Source organism: Burkholderia stabilis (assembly GCF_001742165.1).
Classification (GTDB): Bacteria; Pseudomonadota; Gammaproteobacteria; order Burkholderiales; family Burkholderiaceae; genus Burkholderia; species Burkholderia stabilis.
On the sequence record NZ_CP016442.1, the window covers coordinates 3,074,734 to 3,097,556 of the forward strand.

Sequence of the window (22,823 nt, forward strand, 5' to 3'; positions counted from 1 at the left end):
CTGACATGGCCGGGATTCTGATCATCGCGCACGCCCCGCTCGCCACCGCGCTGCGGGACTGCATCGCGCACATCTACGGCGGCGTGCCCGCACGCATCGGCTGTATCGACGTGATGGCGGACAGCGATCCGACCCAGGTGATGGCGTTCGCGCACGCGGAGCTCGCGCGGCTCAAGGAAGACAACGGCGTGGTCGTGCTGACGGACATGTACGGCGCGACGCCCGCGAACATCGCGGGCCAGCTCGCGAAGATCGACAACGTGCGCGTGCTGGCGGGCGTGAACCTGCCGATGCTCGTACGGGCCGTCTGCTATCGCACCGTGCCGCTCGACAAGCTCGTCGACAAGACGCTGTCCGGCGGTGCGAAGGGCGTCCATGAAGTATCGGCCGGCACGCCGCCGCCGCCGACGGAAACCGGCTGCGGCCAGTGCGCGCCGATTCCGCCGGAACCGCAACCGCGCACCGAATCGCACTGACCACCCCGTTTTCCGTTTTAGAACGACCCGCCGACGCGCGCCGCCGGCGGTCCCGACCGACCCGACCGAGAATCATGCTTCAACAAGAAACCACCATCGTCAATAAATTGGGGCTCCATGCGCGCGCATCGGCCAAGCTTACGCAACTGGCCGGCAACTTCCAGTCGGAAGTCTGGATGACGCGCAACGGGCGCAAGATCAATGCAAAGAGCATCATGGGCGTGATGATGCTGGCGGCGGGCATCGGCAGCACCGTGACGATCGAGACCGAAGGGTCTGACGAGCGGGAAGCGATGGATGCGTTGCTGAAGCTGATCGCGGACAAGTTCGGCGAAGGCCAGTGATCCCCGCGCGGAATCATTGCCGTTTCCAGTCAGAATGCCGCGGATTTCGCGGCATTTTTTTCATCGGAAGCATTGATGCGGAATGCGCAATGCTGCGCTGCATGCAGTCAGCAGGGAGTCGCGGAATTTATAATCGGTAACCGGGGTCATAAGCGCATCGCAGCAGTGTGCCGCGGCTTTACTTGTACAGAGGAGGTGCGCGTGTCCTTCACGCTGCATGGCATTCCCGTCTCACGTGGTATCGCGATCGGGCGAGCGTATCTGATCGCGCCGGCGGCGCTCGACGTCGCTCATTACCTGGTCGAGGCGACCCAGATCGACGCCGAGGTCGAGCGATTCCGCACGGCGCTCGACGTCGTGCATCACGAACTCGAAGCGCTGCGCGCCGACCTGACCGACGACACCCCGAGCGAAGTGGGCGCGTTCATCGACGTCCACATGATGATCCTCAACGACGCGATGCTCGTGCAGGAAACCATCGACCTGATCCGCACGCGCCGCTACAACGTCGAGTGGGCGCTGACCGAGCAGCTCGAATTGCTCACGCGCCACTTCGACGACATCGAGGACGAATACCTGCGCGAGCGCAAGGCCGACATCGAGCAGGTGGTCGAGCGCGTGCTGAAGGCGCTCGCCGGCGCGCCATCCGCGTCGCAGGCGCTCGATCGCGCGGCCGCGAACGGCACGAACGAGATGATCGTCGTCGCGCACGACATCGCGCCGGCCGACATGATGCAGTTCAAGACGCAGTCGTTCCAGGCGTTCGTCACCGATCTCGGCGGGCGCACGTCGCACACGGCGATCGTTGCGCGCAGCCTCGGCATTCCGGCCGCGGTCGGCGTGCAGCACGCGAGCGCGCTGATCCGTCAGGACGACCTGATCATCGTCGACGGCGACCAGGGCATCGTGATCGTCGATCCGGCGCCGATCGTCCTCGAGGAGTATTCGTACCGCCAGTCCGAAAAGCTGCTGGAGCAACGCAAGCTGCAGCGTTTGAAGTTCTCGCCGACGCAAACGTTGTGCGGTACCAAGATCGAGCTGTACGCGAACATCGAGCTGCCCGACGACGCGAAGGCGGCCGTCGAGGCCGGCGCGGTCGGCGTCGGCCTGTTCCGCTCCGAGTTCCTGTTCATGCATCAGAAGGAGATGCCGGAGGAGGAGGAGCAGTTCGCCGCGTACAAGCGGGCCGTCGAGTGGATGAAGGGCATGCCGGTGACGATCCGCACGATCGACGTCGGCGCGGACAAGCCGCTCGAGGCGCTCGACGAAGGCTACGAGACGGCGCCGAACCCGGCGCTCGGCCTGCGCGCGATTCGCTGGAGCCTGTCCGAGCCGCAGATGTTCCTCACGCAGTTGCGCGCGATCCTGCGCGCGTCGGCGTTCGGCCAGGTGAAGATCCTGATCCCGATGCTCGCGCACGCGCAGGAGATCGACCAGACGCTCGACCTGATCCGCGAGGCGAAGCGCCAGCTCGACGATGCGGGGCTCGCGTACGACCCGAACGTGCGCATCGGCGCGATGATCGAGATTCCGGCCGCGGCGATCGCGCTGCCGCTGTTCCTGAAGCGGTTCGATTTCCTGTCGATCGGCACGAACGACCTGATCCAGTACACGCTCGCGATCGACCGCGCGGACAACGCGGTCGCGCATTTGTACGACCCGCTGCATCCGGCCGTGCTGCACCTGATCTCGTACACGTTGCGCGAAGCGAAACGCGCGGGCGTGTCGGTGTCGGTGTGCGGGGAAATGGCCGGTGATCCGGCGCTCACGCGCCTGTTGCTCGGGATGGGGCTCACCGAGTTCTCGATGCACCCGAGCCAGTTGCTCGTCGTGAAGCAGGAAATCCTGCGCGCGCACCTGAAGGCGCTCGAGAAACCGACGGCCGACGTGCTGGCCGCGTTCGAGCCGGAGGAAGTGCAGGCGGCGCTGAAGCGCCTGTCGGTCGCCGAGCCGCGCGCGGACGCCGCCGCATAAGCGCCATCATCGTTGCCGAGTGTCACGCATGCGCCATTCGGCGCATGCATCCGACGCGCGTCAGTGCCGGCCCCCGCACACGGGGCAGTCGGCCTGGCGCGCGATCTTCATCGTCGTCCATTCCATTCGCAGCGAATCGAGCATCATCAGGCGCCCGTTGAGCGTCGTGCCGATCGCGCCGATCACGCGCAGCGCTTCGGCGGCCTGCATTGCGCCGATGATCCCGACCGTCGGCGCGAACACGCCCATCGTCGAGCACGCAACCTCCTCGAACGGCTGGTCTTCCGGGAACACGCACGCATAGCAGGGCGCGGCCGGGTCGCGGAAGTCGAACGTGCTGATCTGGCCGTCGAAACGCAGCGCGGCGCCCGACACGAGCGGCACGCCGTGCGCGACGCATGCGCGGTTGATCGCGTGCCGCGTCGCGAAGGTGTCGGTGCAGTCGAGCACGACGCTCGCGTGCGGCACGTGGGCGTCGAGCCACGCGTCGTCGACGCGCTCCGCGACCGCGTTCACATTCACCTCGGGTTCAGTTGCGCGAGCGCGTCGCGCCCCGATTCGACCTTGCTGCGCCCGACCGACGCCGTCACGTGCAGGATCTGCCGCTGCAGGTTCGTGAGGTCGACCGTATCGGCGTCGACGAGCGTGATCGTGCCGACCCCTGATGCCGCGAGGTACATCGCAGCGGGTGAGCCGAGGCCGCCCGCGCCGACGACGATCGCATGCGCATCGAGAAAGCGCTGCTGCGCCTCGATACCGATTTCGTCGACGAGGATGTGACGGGAGTAGCGAAGGAGTTGATCGTCGTTCATGGGAAGTCGTGGGCGATGCCGGCCGCCGGGGCCGGCCGGGCGTATCGGTCTATTCTAGGCGCACATGAAAAACGGGCCATCGCGGTCTTCCCGCGATGGCCCGTCGGATGCCGGCCGGCGCTTACTTCGGCGCCGACGCGGGCTTCGGTGCGGCTGCCGGCTTCGCGCTTGCGCCCGATGCCTTCGTCGCCGCAGCGGCCTTGCCTGCCGGGCTCTTCGTCGTGCTGTCGGCGAGCAGCGACTTCGATTCCTGGACAGGCTTGCCTTCGAGCTTGTTGAGCGCCTGCTGCATCATGAAGTCGTCGGCGCTGCCGAACTCGATCGGCTTGCGATCGCGATCCTTCTGGCGCTGCTCCGGCGTCTTCTTGTCGTTCTGCTCTTCGAGGATGCGCAGTTGATCCATCCGGCGCTGCTCGCGATCTTCCTGTTCCTTCTTCTCGTTCGGGTCCTGCGTGTTCGCCAGGTGGTTCGAGTAGTCGACCTCGCGCGTCACGAGCACGTCGTCCGGATCGCCGTCCGCGAACTGATCGACCGGCACGTCGGGCGTGATGCCCTTGTTCTGGATCGAGCGGCCGCTCGGCGTGTAGTAATAGGCGGTCGTCAGGCGCAGCGCGGTGTCGGCCGTCATCGGGCGGACCGTCTGCACCGAACCCTTGCCGAACGTCGTCTTGCCCATGATCTGCGCGCGCTTCGAATCCTGCAGCGCACCGGCGACGATTTCCGACGCGGACGCCGAATAGGCGTTCGTCAGCACGATCATCGGCACGGTCTTGAAGACCGGCGGCAGGTTCTTCAGCGGATCGCCGTCGAAGGACGGCAGGCGATAGTTGTCGTACGTATCGCGATAGACCTGCTTCGAATCGGGGATCTGGCCGTTGGTCGACACGACGACGGAGTCGGGCGGCAGGAACGCGCCGGCCACGCCGACCGCGCTCTGCAGCAGGCCGCCGCCGTTGTTGCGCAGGTCGAGGACGAGGCCCTTCAGGTTCGGCTGCTGGCGCGCGATGTCCTGCAGCTTCGCGGCGAGATCGGGCGTCGTGCGTTCCTGGAAGCTCGTGATGCGGATATACGCGTAGCCCGGATCGAGGATCTTCATCTTCACGCTCTGGACCTTGATGATCGCGCGCGTGACCGTGACCGGGAACGTGCGGTCGTCGCTCTTGCGGAAGATCGTCAGCGTGACCTTGGTGCCCGGCTCGCCGCGCATCTGCTTGACGGCCTTGTCGAGCGTCATGCCGCGCACCGGCTTGTCGTTGATGCGGGTGATCAGGTCGCCCGGACGGATGCCGGCGCGGAACGCGGGGGTATCTTCGATAGGCGAGATGACCTTGACGAGGCCGTCTTCCTGCGAGATCTCGATGCCGAGACCCGCGAAGCGGCCCTTCGTCTGCTCCTGCAGCTCGTCATAGTCGGTCTTGTCGAGGAACGACGAGTGCGGGTCGAGGCTCGACACCATGCCCTTGATCGCCGCCGTCAGCAGCTTCTTGTCGTCGACCGGTTCGACGTACTCGCGCTTGATCTGTCCGAATACTTCCGCGAACAGGCGGAGCTGGTCGAGGGGAAGCGGCGCCGTAACGGTCTGCTCGGCCGACGCGGAAATCTGCAGCGTGGCGAACACGCCCGTGGCGAGGCCCGCGGCAATCAGGCCGATGTTCTTCAATTTCATTCGCATAGAGAGTCTGGTGCGGTCGGGAAGCGCGTGGCGGTAGCGGGGATGTAGCGGACAAGTATAACTGTTCGTCCGATTACTCAGTGGAACGGCGCGAAAAGGGTCCGGAGAAGGCCCGGCGGGGCACTGCCGGACGCGCTGCGGGTTCGAAGCGGATTCGACAGCACCGGGGCCGCGAAGGTTCGCGCGGCGCGCCGGGCCGGGGCCGGGCACGCCGCGCCGGACGCGGCCGGCCCGGTGCGACGGGCGTCAGCCCGCCTTGCCCTGCTTCGCGACGGCGGCCTGCGCCTGTGCGATCGCTTCCTGGTCGCCGAGGTAATAGTGCTTGATCGGCTTCAGGTTCTCGTCGAGTTCATACACGAGCGGCACGCCGTTCGGGATGTTCAGGCCGACGATGTCGCTGTCCGAAATGCCGTCGAGGTACTTGATCAGCGCGCGCAGCGAGTTGCCGTGCGCGGCGATCAGCACCTGCTTGCCGGCGCGGACTGCCGGCGCGATCGACTCGTTCCACAGCGGCAGCACGCGCGCGACCGTGTCCTTCAGGCACTCGGTGAGCGGCAGCTGCTCACGCGGCACTTTCGCGTAGCGCGGGTCGTTGAACGGCGCGCGCTCGTCGGTCGGCTCGAGCGCGGGCGGCGGCGTGTCGTAGCTGCGGCGCCACACGAGCACCTGCTCGTCGCCGAACTTCGCGGCCGTTTCCGCCTTGTTCAGGCCGGACAGCGCGCCGTAGTGGCGCTCGTTCAGGCGCCACGAGTGGACGACCGGCAGGTACATCAGGTCCATCCGGTCCTGCACGTGCCACAGCGTGCGGATCGCGCGCTTGAGCACCGACGTGTACGCGATGTCGAACGTGTAGCCGGCCTCCTTGAGCAATTCGCCGGCCTGGTAGGCCTCGTTGCGGCCCTGTTCGGTCAGGTCGACGTCGACCCAGCCGGTGAAGCGGTTTTCCTTGTTCCACGTCGATTCGCCGTGGCGGATGAGAACGAGTTTGTACATGGATCTTGCGGTCGGTAGTGAAGGAAGCGGTGGCGCGTCGCGCGGCGCCCGACCCGGGGCCGCCATCGCGCAAGACGGTTATTTTATAATGGCGGGATTGTCCTCATCCGATTTCTCTTTTTCCGGCGGAATTCCGTGACGTTCTTTACCGATTACACGAACCTGGCCCTTATCGCGATCCTGCTGGTATCCGGCGGCCTGCTGGCATGGCCGGCGCTGCGCCGCGGCCGCGGCGGCCTGTCGGCCGCGGAGGCCACGCAACTCATCAACCGCCGCAACGCGGTCGTGATCGACGTGCGCGCCGCGTCCGATTTCGCCGCCGGCCATCTGCCGTCGGCACGTCAGGTCGCGGCGGGCGAGATCGGCGCGAAGATCGCGCAGGTCGCGAAGAACAAGAGCACGCCCGTGCTGCTCGTCTGCCAGAACGGCCAGCAGTCGCAGAAGGCGGCGCGCGAGGTCGAGGCGGCGGGCTATGCCGAGGTGCACGTGCTCGAGGGCGGCGTCGCCGCCTGGCAGCAGGCCGGGATGCCGGTCGTCAAACAAGGAGTGGCGAAGTGAACAAGGTTTTGATGTACAGCACGCAGGTGTGTCCGTATTGCATTCAGGCCGAGCGCCTGCTGAAGCTGCGCGGCGTCGAGCAGATCGAAAAGGTGCTGATCGATCGCGATCCGGCGCGCCGCGAGGAAATGATGACGCGCACGGGGCGCCGCACGGTGCCGCAGATCTATATCGGCGATACGCACGTCGGCGGCTACGACGATCTGTCGAAGCTCGATCGCGAAGGCGGCCTCGCCCCGCTTCTGCAAGCGGCCTGATTAGGGCAGAATGGCCGCCGGCCGCGCTGCGGCTTGAGCGCGCAGGATTCATCCGTGGCGGCCGGCGAGAAGCCGGGCCGCTCCGTCACCACTTTTAGGGAAACACCATGTCCGACGTCGAAAACCAACCGTTCTTCAACATCCAGCGCGTCTACCTGAAGGATATGTCGCTCGAGCAGCCGAATTCGCCGGCGATCTTCCTCGAGCAGGACATGCCGTCGGTTGAGGTCGAAGTCGACGTCAAGGCCGATCGTCTGGCGGAAAGCGTGTTCGAAGTCGTCGTATCGGGTACCGTCACCGCGAAGGTGAAGGACAAGGTCGCGTTCCTGATCGAAGCGAAGCAGGCCGGCATTTTCGACATTCGCAACATTCCCGACGAACAGCTCGACCCGCTCGTCGGCATCGCTTGCCCGACGATCCTGTTCCCGTACCTGCGCTCGAACATCGCCGACGCGATCACGCGTGCGGGCTTCCCGCCGATCCATCTGGCGGAAATCAACTTCCAGGCGCTGTACGAGCAGCGTCTCGCGCAGCTTCAGCAGCAGCAAGGCGCCGCCGCAGGCGCGCCGAACGGCACGACGCTGAACTGACGTTGAACGCGGACCGGTGCTGGGTATGAAAGTAGCCGTTCTCGGCGCCGGTGCCTGGGGCACCGCGCTCGCGGGCCATCTGGCCGCGCGGCACGATACGCTTCTGTGGGCGCGCGACGCCGCGCTCATCGCCGGGCTGCAGGCCCGGCACGAAAATTCCCGCTATCTGGACGGCATCGCGCTGCCCGACGCGTTGCGCTACGACGCCGATCTCGGCGTCGCGCTCGCGCACGGCGCCGCGGACGACGCGCTGTGCGTGATCGCCGCGCCCGTGGCCGGGCTGCGTACGCTGTATCACGCGATGCGCGATGCAGGCTGCGTGCCCGCGCACGTCGTCTGGGTCTGCAAGGGCTTCGAGGCCGACACGCATCTGCTGCCGCATCAGGTGATCGCGGCCGAGCTGCCCGGACAGCACAGCAACGGCGTGCTGTCGGGGCCGAGCTTCGCCCGCGAGGTCGGGCAGTCGCTGCCCGTCGCGCTGACGGTGGCGAGTACCTCCGCCGAATGCCGCGAGCGCACGCTCGCCGCGTTCCATCACGGCGCGATGCGCATCTACACGGGCGACGACGTGGTCGGCGTCGAGGTGGGCGGCGCGGTGAAGAACGTGCTGGCGATCGCGACCGGCATCGCCGACGGCCTCGGCCTCGGGCTGAACGCACGCGCCGCGCTGGTCACGCGCGGCCTGGCCGAAATGTCGCGGCTCGGCGTCGCGCTCGGCGGCCGCGCGGAAACCTTCACGGGCCTCACGGGCCTCGGCGACCTGATCCTCACCGCGACGGGCGACCTGTCGCGCAACCGCACGGTCGGCCTGCAACTGGCGGCCGGCCGCACGCTGAACGACATCCTCGGCGCGCTCGGCCACGTGGCCGAAGGCGTGCGCTGCGCGCAGGCCGTGCTGGCGATCGCGCGCGCGCAATCGATCGAAATGCCGATCACCGAAGCCGTGTGCGGCGTGCTGTTCGACGGCATTGCGCCGCGCGACGCCGTCAGCGGCCTGCTGCGGCGCGACGCGCGCGCCGAGTAGCGCGGTTTCGCACCGGGCGGTGCGAAACGCGCAAGGCGCGCGGCGCCAAAGCGCACTACGCTTGAACAGTCTCCGGTATTTCGGGAGGTTGTCATGCTGCAGATCGGTTCCACCACGCTCGACGCGCAACTCGTCGACATCACGACACTCGACGTCGATGCGATCGTCAACGCCGCGAACGGCTCGCTGCTCGGCGGGGGCGGCGTCGACGGCGCGATTCACCGCGCGGCCGGCCCCGGCCTGCTCGCCGAATGCCGTACGCTCGGCGGCTGCGACACCGGCGACGCGAAACTGACGCGCGGCCATGGGCTGCCGGCGCGCTACGTGATCCATGCGGTCGGGCCCGTGTGGCACGGCGGCGGGCGCGGCGAGCCCGACCTGCTCGCGTCGTGTTACCAGCGTGCGATCGAGCTGGCCGAAGAGGTGGCCGCGACGTCGATCGCCTTTCCGGCGATCAGTTGCGGGATCTACCGTTATCCGGCCGACGAGGCCGTCGACATCGCGGTCGGCACCGTCGCCGAAATGCTGCCGCAGGCGCCGAGCCTCGCACGCGTGGTGTTCGCGTGCTTTTCTCCCGACATTTACGACCTGTATCGCGCGCGGCTCGCGCGGACCTGACGCATCCCGCGGAGCGCGTGCGTCAGGCGCCGCCTTCGAAGCCGGCCTGGCGCCACGCCTCGAACACGACCACGGCGACCGTGTTCGACAGGTTCAGGCTGCGGTTGTCCGGCCGCATCGGCAGGCGCACGCGCTGTTCGTTCGGGAAGCGCTCGAGCAACTCGGCCGGCAGGCCGCGCGTCTCGGAGCCGAATACGAACCAGTCGCCCGGCAGGAACGCGTGATCGTGGAAGCGGCCCGAGCCGCGTGTCGTGAACGCGAACATTCGCGCGGGATCGGGCGATTCGGACGCGATGAACGCATCCCAGTCGCGGTGCACGCGCATTTGCGCATATTCGTGATAGTCGAGGCCCGCGCGGCGCATGCGCGCGTCGTCGAGCGGAAAGCCGAGCGGCTCGATCAGGTGCAGGCGCGCGCCGGTGTTGGCGCACAGGCGGATCACGTTGCCGGTGTTCGGCGGAATTTCGGGGGCGACGAGGACGACGTTGAACATGTTTCGGTTTGGCTGGGCCGGCCGGGGCGGAGCAATGCGCGCTCGTTCCCGGCCGGCCGGTTCGTGACGGCCGCGTCCAGGCGGCCGGCCTCTCTATCTAATTAATCCCTGGCGGTGCGCAGCGCAACCAGATTCGTCACGCGCGCGGCGCCCGCCGCCTTCAGTGCGTGCGCGGCGGCCGCGAGCGTCGCGCCGGACGTCATCACGTCGTCGACGAGTGCGACGTGACGGCCAGCGACGCCACCCGCCACCGCGAACGCCGCCATCACGTTGTCGCGCCGTGCCTGCCGGTCGAGCCGCGACTGCGGCGCGGTGTCGGCGACACGGGCGAGCAACGTTGCATCCGCATGCACGCCGAGCCGGCGCGCGAGCGGACGCGCGATCGCCCACGCCTGGTTGTAGCCGCGCGCGACGAGCCGCCGGTGCGACAGCGGCACGGGCGCGACCACGTCGAAGCCGCTTGCGCCGCGCGCATCGTCGATCAACCGGGCGAGCCGGGCCGCGAATTCGGCGCCGATCGCGAGCCGCGCGTGAAACTTCAGGCCGCGTGCGAGCCCGTCGAGCGGCGGGCGGTAATCGGCGAGCGCGAGCGTCGCATCGAACGGCGGCGGTGCCGCGCGGCACGCGTCGCACCGGTACACGGCCGCACGGCCGGCGCCGGCCGGGCCGCCGCGGCGCGAGCGCGGCTGCCCGATGCCCAGCGGCAGCGCGCAAACCTCGCAGCGCAGCCGCGCTTCATTCCAGTACGCGGCGTCGCAAGCGCCGCAAATCGCGGTGTGTGACAAATTGCCGCACAGTGCGCAGCGATTCGGCAGCGCGACCGCGGCGACGCGCACCGCCAGCACGCGAAACTGCGACAAAACGACGCGCATCGTGCGAGGGGCGGAACGGCGGATCATCGCGAACACTCCTGGCGGCCCCGTCTCAATGAAGCGTTCGGGGCGAGCGAGTATACTTCGGGCTCTTCGCCAGTGTGCCCGACATGTCCCCAGCTTCGACTTCAACCGGCCGTCCGGCCAATGACGCCAGGCGCTTGCGGCGGATCTTCGACCGCCGTGCCGCCACGTTCGACGCGGTCGCGTTCCTGCCGCGCGAGATCGCGCAGCGGATGAACGAGCGCCTCGAATACATCAAGGTGAGCCCCGCGGCCGTGCTCGATGCGGGCTGCGGCCCGGGCGACGACCTGCCGGCGCTGCGTGCGCGTTTTCCTGAAGCACCCGTCTTCGGCGTCGATCTGTCCGGCGCGATGCTCGCGCGGGCCGGTCAGCGCGAAGTCGAGCAGACGAGCTGGCGCCGCTGGCTGCCGGCCTCGCTGGGCCGTGCGCTCGGCCCGCGCGGCCCGCGCGTCGCGCAGGCCGACTTCGCCGCGCTGCCGTTCCCGGGCGGCGCGTTCGACCTGATCTGGTCGAATCTCGCACTCCACTGGCATTCGCGCCCCGACGCGGTGCTGCCCGAATGGCAGCGCGTGCTGCGCGTGAACGGGCTGCTGATGTTCAGCACGCTCGGCCCCGACACGCTGCGCGAGCTGCGCGCGGCCTGCGCGGACGCCGAAGCGGCGCTCGGCATCGCGCCGCCCGCCGCGCGCGTGATCGATTTCGTCGACATGCACGACCTCGGCGACATGCTCGTCGAGAGCGGCTTCGAGATTCCCGTGATGGATCAGGAGGTGCTGACCGTCACCTACAAATCCCCCGACTCCCTGCTGGACGACGTGCGCCGCTGGGGCGCCTATCCGTTCGAGCGCGCGACGCCGCAGCGCACGACGCGGCGCTTTCGCGCGGCGCTCGGCGACGCGCTGGAAGCGCGCCGGCGCGCGGACGGCACGATTCCGCTGACCTTCGAGGTGATTTATGGCCACGCCTGGAAGGCCGTGCCGCGCACGACCGCCGAGGGGCACGGGATCGTGCGCATCGAGGACATCGGCAAGGGGCGTCCGAAGAATCGGTAAAGCGGTAAAGAGGGGTTTTGTTATGTCTGAGATTAGCGGCGCAAAGCGGGGTCGAATTGGCGTCAAAAATGGCCGGAAAGCTTGTCGCGCTTGGCTTGGCGGGCGATAGGCGCTTGCTTGTGGATGCCATTGAACCCGCCTATAATGCGTCAGCTTGTCGTCCCGGGGTCCCCGCAATACGGGGCGACGAGTCCGATGCAGGCATGCATCGCATGCCATTCGCGTGAGGCGGCGATGGAAGCAGCGAGCGTTGTGGCGGAGACGGCGAACGGCGAACCGGTCCTCGAAGACTGGCTGATGAAACGCAACTGTTCGGTGTCGCCACGCCAGTTCGTGCTGTTTTACGCGTCGCTCGCGGGCTTCTCGCTGGTGATCGCGACGTTGCTGATGTGGAGAGGGGCCTGGCTCGTCATGCCCTTCACCGGAATCGAGTTGCTGGCGGTAGGTGTCGCGTTTGCGATCTATGCCCGCCATGCGGTCGATTACGAGCGCATCAGGCTGTTTCCGCATCGGCTCGTGATCGAGCGGATGGATGCGGAGCGGCTCACGCAGATCGAATTCAACCCGCGCTGGGTGCGGGTCGAGCCGGGTGCGACGCCACGCGATCCGATTCGGCTGGTATCGCGCGGGCAGACCGTCGTAATCGGGCAGCATCTCGCGCAGTACAAGCGTGCGCAGTTCGCAGACGAACTGCGCGTGTCGCTCAGGCGCTGCGGCTGACGAGGCGCGGGCACCGGCCGGATACAGGCCGGCGGCTTGCGACGGGGGAGGGTTTGAATGGAAATTTTGGGTAAGGATGCTATGAAAACAATCAAGCGAGCCCTCACGGGCGTGCTGGCATGCAGCGGATTGCTCTTTGCCGGTGCCGCCCTGGCGGTCGGTGATAGCCCGGGCGGCCCCCGCGTCAACGAGATCAACTTTCAGCCGCCGGTCACGAAAATCGCCGAGGAGCTCTACGATCTCCACACGATGATGCTGATCCTGTGTACGGTGATCTTCGTCGGCGTGTTCGGCGTGATGTTCTATTCGATCTTCGCGCACCGCAAATCCAAGGGCTACAAGGCCGCCAATTTCCATGAAAGCACGACCGTCGAGATCGTCTGGACGATCGTGCCGTTCGTCATCGTCGTGCTGATGGCGCTGCCGGCGACGAAGGCCGTCGTCGCGATGAAGGACACGACGAACGCCGATCTCACGATCAAGGTCACCGGCTACCAGTGGAAGTGGGGCTACGACTACGTGAAGGGTCCGGGCGAGGGCATCGGCTTCCTGTCGACGCTGGCCACCCCGCGTGACGAAGTGATGGGCAAGAAGCCGATCACCGACACCTATCTGCAGGAAGTCGACAACCCGCTCGTCGTGCCGGTCAACAAGAAGATCCGCATCATCACGACCGCGAACGACGTCGTCCACTCGTGGTACGTGCCCGCGTTCGGCGTGAAGCAGGATGCGATCCCCGGCTTCGTGCGCGACACGTGGTTCAAGGCCGACAAGGTCGGCACGTTCCGCGGTTTCTGTACCGAGCTGTGCGGCAAGGAACACGCGTACATGCCGGTCGTCGTCGAAGTGCTGTCGGATGACGACTACGCGAAGTGGGTGACTGCGCAGAAGGCCAAGCTGGCCAGCGCGGCGGTCGATCCGAACAAGGTCTACACGATGGCCGAACTCGTCGCGCACGGCGAGGAAGTCTACAAGGCGAACTGCGCGGCCTGCCACCAGGTGAGCGGCAAGGGCCTCGGCGCCTTCCCGGCGATGGACGGCAGCCCGATCGTGAACGGCCCGATCGCCGGCCACGTCGAGCGCGTGCTGCACGGCAAGGGCGCGATGCCGTCGTGGGCATCGCTGTCGGACCTCGACATCGCATCGGTCATCACCTACGAGCGCAATTCGTGGGGCAACCACAAGAACGACCTGCTGCAGCCGAAGCAAGTGGCTGACGCGCGCAACGGCAAGATGCCGGAAGACACGGCAGGCGCAGCAGCGGCACCGGCCGAAGCGGCTCCGGCGCAAGCTGCGTCGGGTGCGGCCGAGCAGCCGGCGGCAGCGGCATCGGCCGCGCTGTCGACGATCTACTTCGAGACGGGCAAGAGCGTGCTGCCGGCCGACGCGAAAGCGGCGATCGCCGCCGCGGCCGACTATGCGAAGGCACATCCGGACGCGAAGCTCGCGCTGTCGGGCTTCACCGACAAGACGGGCTCGGCCGACGCAAACGCCGAACTGGCCAAGCATCGTGCGCAAGCCGTGCGCGATGCGCTGAAGGCAGCAGGCGTGGCGGAAGACCACATTATTCTCAAAAAGCCGGAAACGATCACGGGCGGGGCTGACGCTAAGGAAGCCCGGCGTGTCGAGATCGGGCCGGCGGCTTGACGTGTCGCTGAGTTAGTCGACGTATTCGCATTAGGAGATTCTCATGTCTAGCATCGGGCACGACGTAGCCGCGGACCACGCGCACGACGACCACGCGCACGAAATGCCGCACGGCTGGCGGCGCTGGCTGTTCGCCACCAACCACAAGGACATCGGTACGCTGTACCTGCTGTTCTCGTTCATCATGTTCCTGTCGGGCGGCGTGATGGCGCTCGGCATCCGTGCCGAACTGTTCGAGCCGGGCCTGCAGATCATGCGTCCGGAGTTCTTCAACGAACTCACGACGATGCACGGCCTGATCATGGTGTTCGGCGCGATCATGCCGGCGTTCGTCGGCTTCGCGAACTGGATGATTCCGCTGCAGATCGGCGCGTCCGACATGGCGTTCGCGCGGATGAACAACTTCAGCTTCTGGCTGCTGCCGGTCGCGGCAGTGCTGCTGGTCGGCTCGTTCTTCGCGCCGGGCGGCGCGACGGCCGCCGGCTGGACGCTGTATGCGCCGCTGTCGACGCAGATGGGCCCGGGCATGGACTTCGCGATCTTCGCGGTGCACATCATGGGCGCGTCGTCGATCATGGGCGGGATCAACATCGTCGTGACGATCCTGAACATGCGCGCGCCGGGCATGACGCTGATGAAGATGCCGATGTTCGCATGGACGTGGCTGATCACGGCTTACCTGCTGATCGCCGTGATGCCGGTTCTGGCAGGCGCGATCACGATGGTGCTGTTCGACCGCCACTTCGGCACGTCGTTCTTCAACGCGGCAGGCGGCGGCGACCCGGTGATGTACCAGCACATCTTCTGGTTCTTCGGCCACCCCGAGGTGTACATCATGATTCTGCCGGCGTTCGGGATCGTGTCGCAGGTGATCCCGGCGTTCGCACGCAAGACGCTGTTCGGCTATAGCTCGATGGTGTACGCGACGGCTTCGATCGCGATCCTGTCGTTCATGGTCTGGGCGCACCACATGTTCGCCACGGGCATGCCGGTCACCGGTCAGCTGTTCTTCATGTACGCGACGATGCTGATCGCGGTGCCGACGGGCGTGAAGGTGTTCAACTGGCTCGCGACGATGTGGCGCGGCTCGATGACGTTCGAAACCCCGATGCTGTTCGCGATCGGCTTCCTGTTCGTGTTCACGTTCGGCGGCCTGACGGGCCTGATGCTCGCGATGGCGCCGCTCGACATCCAGTATCACGGGACCTACTTCGTGGTGGCGCACTTCCACTACGTGCTGGTGGCCGGTTCATTGTTCGCGCTGTTCTCGGGCTGGTACTACTGGGCGCCGAAGTGGACGGGCTGGATGTACAACGAGACGCGCGGCAAGATCCACTTCTGGGCGTCGATGATCTTCTTCAACCTGACGTTCTTCCCGATGCACTTCGTCGGTCTCGCAGGCATGCCGCGTCGCTACGCGGACTACCCGGCGCAGTTCACGGACTTCAACCAGGTTGCGACGATCGGCGCATTCGGCTTCGGCCTCGCGCAGGTGTACTTCCTGTTCGCGGTCGCGCTGCCGGCCTACCGTGGCGGCGGCGAGCTGGAAAAGGCGTCGGACAAGCCGTGGGATGGCGCGACGGGCCTCGAGTGGACGGTGCCGAGCCCGGCTCCCTTCCACACGTTCGAGCAACCGCCGCACGTCGAGTAAGTTTCACAGTGCGCTTCGCTGCTGCCTGCCTGGCAGGCAGCGGCGGGCGCCGAACCGAAGTTTCAGATGACCCGGAATCCACAAGAAAGACGAACGCCCGAGCAGATCCGTGCGGGCAACAAGCGGCTCGGCCTCACCCTGCTCGTCATCGCCGCCGTTTTTTTTGTGGGTGTCGTGATCAAGCAGTGGTGGCTGTCCACTCACTGAAGCAGTAACTGACGCAGTAGCGAGGAAGTTGTCGTATGTCGAAGCCGGAAGAGGGCGCCGTCGATCGCGCGTTCAATCGTTCGATGCTGGTGAAGCTCTTCGTCGTGGCCGGGCTGATGTTCGGCTTCGGCTTCGCGCTGATTCCGATGTATCGGGCGATCTGCCAGATCACCGGCATCAACAACCTGGTGCAGCGCGACGTCAGCGAGCGCGAGGTGAAGAACTCGCAGGTCGACTACAGCCGCAAGGTGTCGGTCGAGTTCGATGCGAACGCGCGTGGTCCGCTCGGTTTCAAGCCGGAGCACAACAGTCTCGACGTGCATCCGGGCGAGCTGACGACGATCGTGTACGACGTGACGAACGGGCAGGGCCGGCCGGTCGTCGCGCAGGCGATTCCGAGCTACGCGCCGAAGCAGGCGACGGAGTTCTTCAAGAAGATCGAGTGCTTTTGCTTCACGCAGCAAACATTGGCCGCGAACGAGTCGCGCAAGATGCCGGTGGTGTTCGTGATCGATCCGAAACTGCCGAAGGACGTGAAGACGATCACGCTGTCGTACACGTTCTTCGAGCTGAATACGCCGGCCGCGCCGGCGCCGGCGACGCGCAGCACGGCGGCGCAGGGCGCGGCGAAACCGGATGCATGACGACGGAGGCGGGGCGATGACGGAGGTGAAGCGTGGCGGGTCGTTCGGCCAGGCGCTGAAAGCCGTACTGTGGTCGTTCTTCGGGGTGCGCAAGCGGCGCGACCTGGAGGCCGACGCGACGCAGCTCAATCCGCTGCACGTGCTGATCGTCGCGTTGATCGCAGCCGGTGTGTTCATCGGCGTGCTGATCCTGATCGTGCGTGCCGTCGTGGGCTGAAGCCCGCGGGCACGAAAGAATGCAGTGCGCAGCGCCACGGCGCTGTGTGCAGGAAAGAGCGGTGGCGGTCACGCCGCGCAAGAAATAAAGCCGGAGCGGTTTCCGGTACACAAATTGGACTGAAGTGGAGAATCAAGCATGAGCGGTCAAAACCAGACCCCGTACTATTTCGTGCCGCATCCGTCGCACCATCCGATCAGTGCGGCCATCGGGCTGCTGGTCATGCTCGGGTCGGCGGCGTTGTGGATCAACGGTCACGACTGGGCGCCGTTTACGGCGCTGCTCGGCCTGCTGTGGTTGCTCTTCACGCTGTATCACTGGTTCGGCGACGCGATCGCCGAGTCGGAAGGCGGTCATTACGGCAAGAACGTCGACAAGTCGTACCGCTGGAGCATGAGCTGGTTCATCTTCTCCGAAGTCATGTTCTTCGGCGCATTCTTCGGCGCGCTGTTCTATGCGCGTGAAATCGCGCTGCACCAGCTCGGCAGCCTCGACTACAAGCTGATCTGGCCGGATTTCTCCGCCGTGTGGCCGAACGAAGGTCCGGCCGCACTTGCCGGTCACTTCAAGACGATGGGCCCGTGGCCGATCCCGACGCTGAACACGGCATTCCTGCTGTCGTCGGGCGTGACGCTGACGATCTCGCACCACGCACTGCGTGACGATCATCGCAAGAAGGCGATCGCATGGATGGCCGCGACGCTCGCGTTCGGTATCTGCTTCCTGTTCCTGCAGGGTTTCGAGTACTACCACGCGTACAACGAACTGAACCTGACGCTGAATTCGGGTGTGTACGGTTCGACGTTCTTCCTGCTGACCGGCTTCCACGGCTTCCACGTGTTCCTCGGCGGCACGATGCTCGCGGTGGTGCTGGTGCGGATGATCCGTGGCCACTTCACGCCCGAACATCACTTCGCATTCGAAGGCGCCGCGTGGTACTGGCACTTCGTCGACGTCGTCTGGCTCGGCCTGTACGTCGTCGTCTACTGGCTGTAAATGGAAAAACGGCCCGCGCAGCAATGCGCGGGCCGTTTTCATTGGTGTTGACCGGGCAGCGGCTGGCTGCCGGCCACACCACCCTGGCGCCGCCGCGACTCAGTCAGGCGGCGCTTTTACTTGGTGGCGCGGCCGTGCGGCGATATGTCACAGCGGACCGTGGCGGCAAATGCGTCAACGCCCGATCGGCAGGCCGGTCGAATGGATCCAGCCCATCCAGTTCGCGAACAGGATGAGCAGGAACAGCGAAACCGATAGCCCGACGCGGGTGGCGAGCGACCAGACCATGCGCTTCGTGTGGCCGCGGTCGTGCATCATGAAGTAGAGCGCCGAGCCCATGCTGGCAATGATGAGGACGAAGGCGATGGGAACGAGTATGTGCATGACACGAACCGGACGACGGCAATTCGGAAGGAAGAGGATAATTATCGCACTTCGCTTTCGCGAATGTGCCGGGCGGGCCGCACGATGAAGATTCGCTGGCTGCCTGCGCTGCTGATTCTCGCCGTCGTCGCCGTCACGATCCGTCTCGGTTTCTGGCAACTCGACCGCGCGCACCAGAAGGAAGCGCTGCAGGCGAGCATCGTGCGCTACGAGCATGCAACGCCCGTCGATATCGGCGCGCAGCCGATTCCGCTGGCTTCGATCGAGTTTCATCGGGTGCGTGCGAAGGGCCGCTTCATGCCCGAGCAAGCCGTATATCTCGACAATCGGCCGTATAACGACCAGCCGGGTTTTTACGTCGTGATGCCGTTTAAACTCACGGGCGGCGGCGTCGTGCTCGTCAACCGCGGCTGGCTGCCGCGCAATATCGCCGATCGCACGGCAATCGAGTCGTTCACGACGCCCGAGGGCGACGTCGAGATCGTGGGCATTGCGCGCGCCGACGCGTCGCGCGCGTTCGAGCTCGGCGAAGGCGGTTCGGCGGCGCACCAGAAAATCCGCCAGAACCTGGACGTCGCCGCGTACGCGAAGGAAACCGGGCTGCCGCTGCAGCCGTTCGTGATCCAGCAGACGAGCGACGACAGCGACAAGCTCGTGCGCGACTGGCCGGCGGCGACGACCGGCGTCGAGCGCAATTACGGTTACATGTTTCAGTGGTGGGCCATGGCGGCGGCCGCGCTCGGTTTCGGCCTGTACGCCGCGCGGCGTGCGGGCAGGAAGTCGGCCGGCGCGTGAGCACCATGCCAGGACGCGGCACAGGCGCCGCGGGTTCGTTTCGAGAGGTCTGATTTGTCCATGCAATCTTCCCGTCAAGGTCCGGCCGCTGCGCCGATCTCGCCCGCGGCCCGCAAGCGCGGCCGCTGGATGCTCGTGCTGCTGGGGCTCGTGTGCGCCGCACCGATGCTCGCGTCGTACTTCACCTATTACGTGATCAAGCCGAAGGGCGGGTCGACGAACTACGGCACGCTGATCGAGCCGCAGCGCCCGATCCCGGCGAATCTGCAGGTGACCGACGAAACCGGCAAGACCGTGCCGCTGTCGTCGCTGCGCGGCGTGTGGCTGTTCGTGATGACGGACCGCAGCGCGTGCGATGAAGCATGCGCGAAGAAACTCTATTTCATGCGCCAGATCCGCGTCACGCAGGCGGGCGAGCGGCACCGCATCACGATGGTGTGGCTGCGCAGCGATGCGGGTGCGATGCCGCAGAAGGTGCTGGACGCCTATCCGGACACGCGCCGGCTCGTCGCCGATCCGGCCGCGGTTGCCGCATGGCTGCCGGCCGACGCCGGCACGCAGGACAGCGACCACATCTACATGGTCGACCCGAACGGCAACCTGATGATGCGTTTCCCGAAAGACCCGAATCCCAGCAAGATCAAGTCGGACGTGACGAAGCTGCTGAAGTGGTCGAGCATCGGTTAAGGCAAGAGAGCGAGGCACCATTCCGATGTCGTATCTACTGCAACTCGGCCTGATCGGCGCCTGCATCGCGCTGCTGCCGCTGTCGTACGTGTGGGTGAAGGCCGACGACAACAAGTTCCGCAAGCTGGTGTGGATCACCACGTTCCTGACCCTCGACCTCGTGATGTTCGGCGGCTTTACGCGGCTGACCGATTCGGGGCTCGGGTGTCCCGACTGGCCCGGCTGCTACGGCACGTCGTCGCCGTTCATCGCGCATGCCGCGATCACGGCCGCGCACCAGGCGATGCCGACGGGGCCCGTCAGCATGACGAAGGCGTGGATCGAGATGATTCACCGCTATTTCGCGATGGCGATCGGCGTGCTGATCATCGCGCAGGTCGTGATCGCATGGACCGCGCGGCTGCGCCGCCGCCCGCTGCACGTGTCGCCGTGGTGGCCGACGAGCCTGCTGGTGCTGATTCTCGTGCAGGGCGCGTTCGGCGCGTGGACGGTCACGATGAAGCTGCAGCCGGTGATCGTCACGATTCACCTGCTGCTCGGCCTCACGCTGCTCGGCACGCTCGGCTGGCTCGCGGCGCGGCAGACGCCGCTGCCGTCGCATGACCCGGAGGCCGGCCGCTACCGCGCGGCCGCGCTTGCGGCGCTCGTGCTGCTCGTCGTCCAGATCGCGCTCGGCGGCTGGGTGAGCACCAACTACGCGGTGCTCGCATGCACCGACTTCCCGACCTGCAACGGCCAGTGGATTCCGCCGATGGACTTCCAGCACGGCTTCCACCTGTGGCGCGCGCTCGGGATGACGAAGGACGGCGACGCGATCACGCAGGATGCGCTGGTCGCGATCCACTGGACGCACCGCACGTTCGCGTTCGTCGTGGTCGCGTACCTGGTCGCGTTCGCGCTGAAGATGCGCCGCTTCGAATCGCTGCGGCGGCCCGCGAACGGCGTGCTGCTGGTCGTGCTGCTGCAGTTCGTGACGGGCCTGACCAACATCGTGCTGCAGTGGCCGCTGCCGGTCGCCGTCGCCCACAACGGCGGCGCCGCGATCCTGCTGCTGCTCGTCGTCATGTTAAACTTTCGCATCCTTTCAAGCCGCCCCGGCCGTGTCGCGCAGCCCGCGCGCGACGCCGCCCCGGCGTGACCGCCCCCATGCAAAGCACCCTCTCCCAATCGCCCGGTAGCCGGTTTTCCCAGTACATGGCGCTGACGAAGCCGCGTGTCACGCAGCTCGCGGTGTTCTGCGCGGTGATCGGCATGTTCCTCGCGACGCCGGGCATGGTGCCGTGGCACGTGCTGATCGGCGGCACGGTCGGCATCTGGCTGCTGGCCGGCGCCGCGTTCGCGATCAACTGCCTCGTCGAACAGAAGATCGACGCGATGATGCGTCGTACCGCATGGCGCCCGTCCGCGCGCGGCGAGATCACGACGCCGCAGATCCTGGTGTTCTCGGCCGTGCTCGGCGGCGCGGGTGCCTGGACCCTCTATACGTTCACGAACCCGCTGACGATGTGGCTGACGATCGCGACGTTCGTCGGCTACGCGGTGATCTATACGCTGCTGCTCAAGCCGATGACGCCGCAGAACATCGTGATCGGCGGTGCGTCGGGCGCGATGCCGCCGGCGCTCGGGTGGGCCGCGGTCACCGGCGCGGTGCCGGGCGATGCGTGGATCCTCGTGCTGATCATCTTCGTGTGGACGCCGCCGCATTTCTGGGTGCTCGCGCTCTATCGCCGCAAGGATTACGAAACCGCGGGGCTGCCGATGCTGCCCGTCACGCACGGCGAGAAATTCACGCGGCTGCATATCCTGCTGTACACGGTGATCCTGTTCGCCGTCACGCTGATGCCGTTCATCTCCGGGATGAGCGGGGTTGTCTACCTGACGAGCGCGGTGCTGCTCGGCGCGGTGTTCCTCGCGTATGCGTGGAAGATCTACCGCGACTATTCGGACGAACTCGCCCGCAAGGCCTTCCGCTACTCGATCGTCTACCTGTCGCTGCTGTTCGCCGCGCTGCTCGTCGATCACTACGCACGCCCGCTGCTCGGCGTGTAACCGCACGGTTTGAACGCAATGCTCCATTCACGGTTCGGGCGCCGCGCGCGCCAAGGCTGGATGCTCGCGTGCGCATTCACGGCAGCGCTGCTGCTCGCCGGATGCGACAACGCGCCGAAATTCCAGAATCTCGACATCACCGGCAACACGCAATTCGGCAGCGACTTCTCGCTGCCCGATACGACCGGCAAGGTGCGCACGCTCGCCGACTTCAAGGGCCGTGCAGTCGTGATGTTCTTCGGCTATACGCACTGCCCGGACGTGTGTCCGACGACGATGGCCGAGCTGTCCGAGGCGCTGAAACAGCTCGGGCCCGATGCCGCGAAGCGCGTGCAGGTGCTGTTCGTCACCGTCGATCCGGAGCGCGACACGCCGGCGTTGCTCGGCCAGTACGTGCCGGCGTTCGATCCGTCGTTCATCGGCCTGCGGCCGGCCGACGAAGCCGCGCTGAAGAAGGTCACGAAGGATTTCCGCGTGTACTACGCGAAGGTGCCCGGCAAGACGCCCGGCAGCTACACGATGGATCACACGGCCGCGAGCTACGTGTTCGACCGCGACGGCAAGCTGCGCCTGTTCGTGCGCGACGGCCAGGGCCCCGGCCCGTGGGTCCACGACCTGAAGCTGCTGGTCGACTGACCGGCAGGCGCCGGGCGCACGGCCCGGCGTTTCGCGTGACGGCCACCGCACGCCGTCACGCAGTCTCCCTTTCCCTTCGTCGTTTGCATTCACCGCCCGTCGGACGGTGCGTCGGCATGCGTGTGCGCTACGTTACGGCAGCGCGGGCACGTTGAAGCCGGATGCGGCGCGCGTGATCCGGAATTCCGTCACGCGATACGTGGCGAGCCCTTCGGTGACGAACGGGTCGGTCTTCAGGATCGCGTCCAGCTCGTCGCGATCGATGCGCGCCGCGAGGATCACGCCGCCTTCGCGCGGCACCTTCGGCCCTGCCGCGATGAAGACGCCCTTGTCGAGCAGCGGCTGCAGATACGCGCGGTGGCGTTCGAGCGCGTCGTCGATGCGCTCGAGCGACGCGGTGTAGTGGATGTCGATGACGTACATGGATGGCC

Annotated in this window: 27 protein-coding genes and 1 pseudogene; 21 read left to right on the forward strand and 7 right to left on the reverse strand. The window is 66.4% G+C overall.

The window, feature by feature from the left end; genetic code table 11:
- The first annotated feature begins 5 nt into the window (after positions 1–5).
- The 3 genes from BBJ41_RS14330 to ptsP all read left to right on the forward strand — a co-directional run bounded on the left by BBJ41_RS14330 (position 6) and on the right by ptsP (position 2,794).
- Entirely contained in the window at positions 6–476 is a 471-nt protein-coding gene (locus tag BBJ41_RS14330) for a PTS sugar transporter subunit IIA (protein WP_069746942.1), read from the forward strand.
- Between the two features lie 74 nt (positions 477–550).
- On the forward strand, positions 551–820 hold the full coding sequence (locus BBJ41_RS14335; RefSeq protein ID WP_031401331.1) for an HPr family phosphocarrier protein: 270 nt from the start codon (positions 551–553) through the stop codon (positions 818–820).
- A 201-nt stretch (positions 821–1,021) separates the two neighbouring features.
- A complete protein-coding gene (ptsP, locus tag BBJ41_RS14340; protein ID WP_069747712.1) occupies positions 1,022–2,794 on the forward strand; it encodes a phosphoenolpyruvate--protein phosphotransferase in 1,773 nt (590 codons plus the stop codon).
- Between the two features lie 60 nt (positions 2,795–2,854).
- Here ptsP and BBJ41_RS14345 read toward each other — a convergent pair.
- The 3 genes and pseudogenes from BBJ41_RS14345 to gpmA form a co-directional block, all read right to left on the reverse strand.
- Positions 2,855–3,606 (reverse strand): annotated as a pseudogene (locus BBJ41_RS14345) (HesA/MoeB/ThiF family protein).
- A gap of 121 nt (positions 3,607–3,727) precedes the next feature.
- Entirely contained in the window at positions 3,728–5,278 is a 1,551-nt protein-coding gene (locus BBJ41_RS14350) for a S41 family peptidase (RefSeq protein ID WP_069746943.1), read from the reverse strand.
- Between the two features lie 246 nt (positions 5,279–5,524).
- Complete coding sequence (gene gpmA / locus BBJ41_RS14355) at positions 5,525–6,271, reverse strand: 2,3-diphosphoglycerate-dependent phosphoglycerate mutase (protein ID WP_069746944.1); 747 nt, start codon at positions 6,269–6,271, stop codon at positions 5,525–5,527.
- A gap of 135 nt (positions 6,272–6,406) precedes the next feature.
- On the opposite strand from gpmA, the gene BBJ41_RS14360 reads away from it, so the two are divergent.
- The 5 genes from BBJ41_RS14360 to BBJ41_RS14380 all read left to right on the forward strand — a co-directional run bounded on the left by BBJ41_RS14360 (position 6,407) and on the right by BBJ41_RS14380 (position 9,318).
- Positions 6,407–6,829 carry a rhodanese-like domain-containing protein gene (locus BBJ41_RS14360; protein WP_034179117.1) on the forward strand — a complete coding sequence of 141 codons (423 nt, stop codon included), beginning with the start codon at positions 6,407–6,409 and terminating at the stop codon, positions 6,827–6,829.
- Complete coding sequence (gene grxC, locus BBJ41_RS14365) at positions 6,826–7,086, forward strand: glutaredoxin 3 (protein WP_069746945.1); 261 nt, start codon at positions 6,826–6,828, stop codon at positions 7,084–7,086. The genes BBJ41_RS14360 and grxC overlap by 4 nt, the downstream gene beginning before the upstream one ends.
- A gap of 107 nt (positions 7,087–7,193) precedes the next feature.
- Positions 7,194–7,676 carry a protein-export chaperone SecB gene (secB, locus tag BBJ41_RS14370; RefSeq protein ID WP_069746946.1) on the forward strand — a complete coding sequence of 161 codons (483 nt, stop codon included), beginning with the start codon at positions 7,194–7,196 and terminating at the stop codon, positions 7,674–7,676.
- 25 nt (positions 7,677–7,701) lie between these two features.
- On the forward strand, positions 7,702–8,700 hold the full coding sequence (locus tag BBJ41_RS14375) for an NAD(P)H-dependent glycerol-3-phosphate dehydrogenase (protein WP_069746947.1): 999 nt from the start codon (positions 7,702–7,704) through the stop codon (positions 8,698–8,700).
- A gap of 93 nt (positions 8,701–8,793) precedes the next feature.
- The gene (locus tag BBJ41_RS14380) at positions 8,794–9,318 is read left to right on the forward strand and encodes an O-acetyl-ADP-ribose deacetylase (protein ID WP_069746948.1); all 525 of its coding nucleotides are present in this window, start codon (positions 8,794–8,796) and stop codon (positions 9,316–9,318) included.
- A gap of 22 nt (positions 9,319–9,340) precedes the next feature.
- On the opposite strand, the gene trmL is transcribed toward BBJ41_RS14380, so the two are convergent.
- Together trmL and BBJ41_RS14390 are read right to left on the reverse strand one after the other, a co-directional pair.
- Positions 9,341–9,811 (reverse strand): tRNA (uridine(34)/cytosine(34)/5-carboxymethylaminomethyluridine(34)-2'-O)-methyltransferase TrmL, encoded by a 471-nt coding sequence (gene trmL / locus BBJ41_RS14385; RefSeq protein ID WP_069746949.1) that lies wholly within the window; start codon positions 9,809–9,811, stop codon positions 9,341–9,343.
- Positions 9,812–9,912: 101 nt separating this feature from the next.
- Entirely contained in the window at positions 9,913–10,710 is a 798-nt protein-coding gene (locus BBJ41_RS14390) for a ComF family protein (protein WP_069747713.1), read from the reverse strand.
- A gap of 83 nt (positions 10,711–10,793) precedes the next feature.
- Here BBJ41_RS14390 and BBJ41_RS14395 point away from each other — a divergent pair, with 83 nt between their 5' ends.
- The 8 genes from BBJ41_RS14395 to BBJ41_RS14425 all read left to right on the forward strand — a co-directional run bounded on the left by BBJ41_RS14395 (position 10,794) and on the right by BBJ41_RS14425 (position 17,841).
- Positions 10,794–11,759: a methyltransferase domain-containing protein gene (locus BBJ41_RS14395; RefSeq protein WP_069746950.1), complete on the forward strand. Its 966-nt coding sequence runs from the start codon at positions 10,794–10,796 to the stop codon at positions 11,757–11,759.
- 195 nt (positions 11,760–11,954) lie between these two features.
- A complete protein-coding gene (locus BBJ41_RS14400) occupies positions 11,955–12,479 on the forward strand; it encodes a DUF2244 domain-containing protein (protein ID WP_069746951.1) in 525 nt (174 codons plus the stop codon).
- 57 nt (positions 12,480–12,536) lie between these two features.
- Positions 12,537–14,126, forward strand: a complete 1,590-nt coding sequence (gene coxB, locus BBJ41_RS14405; RefSeq protein ID WP_069746952.1) for a cytochrome c oxidase subunit II — start codon at positions 12,537–12,539, stop codon at positions 14,124–14,126.
- A 43-nt stretch (positions 14,127–14,169) separates the two neighbouring features.
- Entirely contained in the window at positions 14,170–15,777 is a 1,608-nt protein-coding gene (gene ctaD, locus BBJ41_RS14410) for a cytochrome c oxidase subunit I (RefSeq protein ID WP_021163746.1), read from the forward strand.
- A gap of 66 nt (positions 15,778–15,843) precedes the next feature.
- Positions 15,844–15,984, forward strand: a complete 141-nt coding sequence (locus BBJ41_RS41165; protein WP_006486385.1) for a cytochrome oxidase small assembly protein — start codon at positions 15,844–15,846, stop codon at positions 15,982–15,984.
- A 35-nt stretch (positions 15,985–16,019) separates the two neighbouring features.
- Positions 16,020–16,628 carry a cytochrome c oxidase assembly protein gene (locus tag BBJ41_RS14415; protein ID WP_069746953.1) on the forward strand — a complete coding sequence of 203 codons (609 nt, stop codon included), beginning with the start codon at positions 16,020–16,022 and terminating at the stop codon, positions 16,626–16,628.
- 16 nt (positions 16,629–16,644) lie between these two features.
- Complete coding sequence (locus BBJ41_RS14420) at positions 16,645–16,845, forward strand: DUF2970 domain-containing protein (RefSeq protein WP_083281873.1); 201 nt, start codon at positions 16,645–16,647, stop codon at positions 16,843–16,845.
- A 138-nt stretch (positions 16,846–16,983) separates the two neighbouring features.
- The gene (locus BBJ41_RS14425) at positions 16,984–17,841 is read left to right on the forward strand and encodes a cytochrome c oxidase subunit 3 (protein WP_069746955.1); all 858 of its coding nucleotides are present in this window, start codon (positions 16,984–16,986) and stop codon (positions 17,839–17,841) included.
- A gap of 174 nt (positions 17,842–18,015) precedes the next feature.
- Here the strand turns inward: BBJ41_RS14425 and BBJ41_RS14430 are convergent, their stop codons facing one another.
- Entirely contained in the window at positions 18,016–18,225 is a 210-nt protein-coding gene (locus tag BBJ41_RS14430; RefSeq protein WP_006477735.1) for a twin transmembrane helix small protein, read from the reverse strand.
- An 84-nt stretch (positions 18,226–18,309) separates the two neighbouring features.
- On the opposite strand from BBJ41_RS14430, the gene BBJ41_RS14435 reads away from it, so the two are divergent.
- Genes BBJ41_RS14435 through BBJ41_RS14455 form a run of 5 tightly spaced genes read left to right on the forward strand, consistent with a single transcriptional unit; the run spans position 18,310 to position 22,392 of the window.
- Positions 18,310–19,020 carry an SURF1 family protein gene (locus BBJ41_RS14435; RefSeq protein WP_069747714.1) on the forward strand — a complete coding sequence of 237 codons (711 nt, stop codon included), beginning with the start codon at positions 18,310–18,312 and terminating at the stop codon, positions 19,018–19,020.
- Positions 19,021–19,080: 60 nt separating this feature from the next.
- Positions 19,081–19,707: an SCO family protein gene (locus BBJ41_RS14440; protein WP_069746956.1), complete on the forward strand. Its 627-nt coding sequence runs from the start codon at positions 19,081–19,083 to the stop codon at positions 19,705–19,707.
- A 25-nt stretch (positions 19,708–19,732) separates the two neighbouring features.
- Positions 19,733–20,845: a COX15/CtaA family protein gene (locus BBJ41_RS14445; RefSeq protein ID WP_069746957.1), complete on the forward strand. Its 1,113-nt coding sequence runs from the start codon at positions 19,733–19,735 to the stop codon at positions 20,843–20,845.
- 8 nt (positions 20,846–20,853) lie between these two features.
- Positions 20,854–21,756 carry a heme o synthase gene (gene cyoE, locus BBJ41_RS14450; RefSeq protein WP_069746958.1) on the forward strand — a complete coding sequence of 301 codons (903 nt, stop codon included), beginning with the start codon at positions 20,854–20,856 and terminating at the stop codon, positions 21,754–21,756.
- 18 nt (positions 21,757–21,774) lie between these two features.
- Positions 21,775–22,392, forward strand: coding sequence for an SCO family protein (locus BBJ41_RS14455; RefSeq protein ID WP_069746959.1), 618 nt, complete (start codon positions 21,775–21,777; stop codon positions 22,390–22,392).
- 132 nt (positions 22,393–22,524) lie between these two features.
- On the opposite strand, the gene BBJ41_RS14460 is transcribed toward BBJ41_RS14455, so the two are convergent.
- Positions 22,525–22,815: a YciI family protein gene (locus BBJ41_RS14460; RefSeq protein ID WP_069746960.1), complete on the reverse strand. Its 291-nt coding sequence runs from the start codon at positions 22,813–22,815 to the stop codon at positions 22,525–22,527.
- Positions 22,816–22,823: the final 8 nt, after the last annotated feature.

What these genes read in the sequence shown, in the direction of transcription:
- BBJ41_RS14330 (WP_069746942.1), top strand. Translation starts at nt 6, where the DNA reads ATGGCCGGGATTCTGATCATCGCGCACGCCCCGCTCGCCACCGCGCTG.
- BBJ41_RS14335 (WP_031401331.1), top strand. Translation starts at nt 551, where the DNA reads ATGCTTCAACAAGAAACCACCATCGTCAATAAATTGGGGCTCCATGCG.
- BBJ41_RS14350 (WP_069746943.1), bottom strand. Translation starts at nt 5,278, where the DNA reads ATGCGAATGAAATTGAAGAACATCGGCCTGATTGCCGCGGGCCTCGCC.
- gpmA (WP_069746944.1), bottom strand. Translation starts at nt 6,271, where the DNA reads ATGTACAAACTCGTTCTCATCCGCCACGGCGAATCGACGTGGAACAAG.
- secB (WP_069746946.1), top strand. Translation starts at nt 7,194, where the DNA reads ATGTCCGACGTCGAAAACCAACCGTTCTTCAACATCCAGCGCGTCTAC.
- BBJ41_RS14375 (WP_069746947.1), top strand. Translation starts at nt 7,702, where the DNA reads ATGAAAGTAGCCGTTCTCGGCGCCGGTGCCTGGGGCACCGCGCTCGCG.
- BBJ41_RS14380 (WP_069746948.1), top strand. Translation starts at nt 8,794, where the DNA reads ATGCTGCAGATCGGTTCCACCACGCTCGACGCGCAACTCGTCGACATC.
- trmL (WP_069746949.1), bottom strand. Translation starts at nt 9,811, where the DNA reads ATGTTCAACGTCGTCCTCGTCGCCCCCGAAATTCCGCCGAACACCGGC.
- BBJ41_RS14390 (WP_069747713.1), bottom strand. Translation starts at nt 10,710, where the DNA reads ATGATCCGCCGTTCCGCCCCTCGCACGATGCGCGTCGTTTTGTCGCAG.
- BBJ41_RS14395 (WP_069746950.1), top strand. Translation starts at nt 10,794, where the DNA reads ATGTCCCCAGCTTCGACTTCAACCGGCCGTCCGGCCAATGACGCCAGG.
- BBJ41_RS14400 (WP_069746951.1), top strand. Translation starts at nt 11,955, where the DNA reads ATGCAGGCATGCATCGCATGCCATTCGCGTGAGGCGGCGATGGAAGCA.
- coxB (WP_069746952.1), top strand. Translation starts at nt 12,537, where the DNA reads ATGGAAATTTTGGGTAAGGATGCTATGAAAACAATCAAGCGAGCCCTC.
- ctaD (WP_021163746.1), top strand. Translation starts at nt 14,170, where the DNA reads ATGTCTAGCATCGGGCACGACGTAGCCGCGGACCACGCGCACGACGAC.
- BBJ41_RS41165 (WP_006486385.1), top strand. Translation starts at nt 15,844, where the DNA reads ATGACCCGGAATCCACAAGAAAGACGAACGCCCGAGCAGATCCGTGCG.
- BBJ41_RS14415 (WP_069746953.1), top strand. Translation starts at nt 16,020, where the DNA reads ATGTCGAAGCCGGAAGAGGGCGCCGTCGATCGCGCGTTCAATCGTTCG.
- BBJ41_RS14420 (WP_083281873.1), top strand. Translation starts at nt 16,645, where the DNA reads ATGACGGAGGTGAAGCGTGGCGGGTCGTTCGGCCAGGCGCTGAAAGCC.
- BBJ41_RS14425 (WP_069746955.1), top strand. Translation starts at nt 16,984, where the DNA reads ATGAGCGGTCAAAACCAGACCCCGTACTATTTCGTGCCGCATCCGTCG.
- BBJ41_RS14430 (WP_006477735.1), bottom strand. Translation starts at nt 18,225, where the DNA reads ATGCACATACTCGTTCCCATCGCCTTCGTCCTCATCATTGCCAGCATG.
- BBJ41_RS14435 (WP_069747714.1), top strand. Translation starts at nt 18,310, where the DNA reads ATGAAGATTCGCTGGCTGCCTGCGCTGCTGATTCTCGCCGTCGTCGCC.
- BBJ41_RS14440 (WP_069746956.1), top strand. Translation starts at nt 19,081, where the DNA reads ATGCAATCTTCCCGTCAAGGTCCGGCCGCTGCGCCGATCTCGCCCGCG.
- BBJ41_RS14445 (WP_069746957.1), top strand. Translation starts at nt 19,733, where the DNA reads ATGTCGTATCTACTGCAACTCGGCCTGATCGGCGCCTGCATCGCGCTG.
- cyoE (WP_069746958.1), top strand. Translation starts at nt 20,854, where the DNA reads ATGCAAAGCACCCTCTCCCAATCGCCCGGTAGCCGGTTTTCCCAGTAC.
- BBJ41_RS14455 (WP_069746959.1), top strand. Translation starts at nt 21,775, where the DNA reads ATGCTCCATTCACGGTTCGGGCGCCGCGCGCGCCAAGGCTGGATGCTC.
- BBJ41_RS14460 (WP_069746960.1), bottom strand. Translation starts at nt 22,815, where the DNA reads ATGTACGTCATCGACATCCACTACACCGCGTCGCTCGAGCGCATCGAC.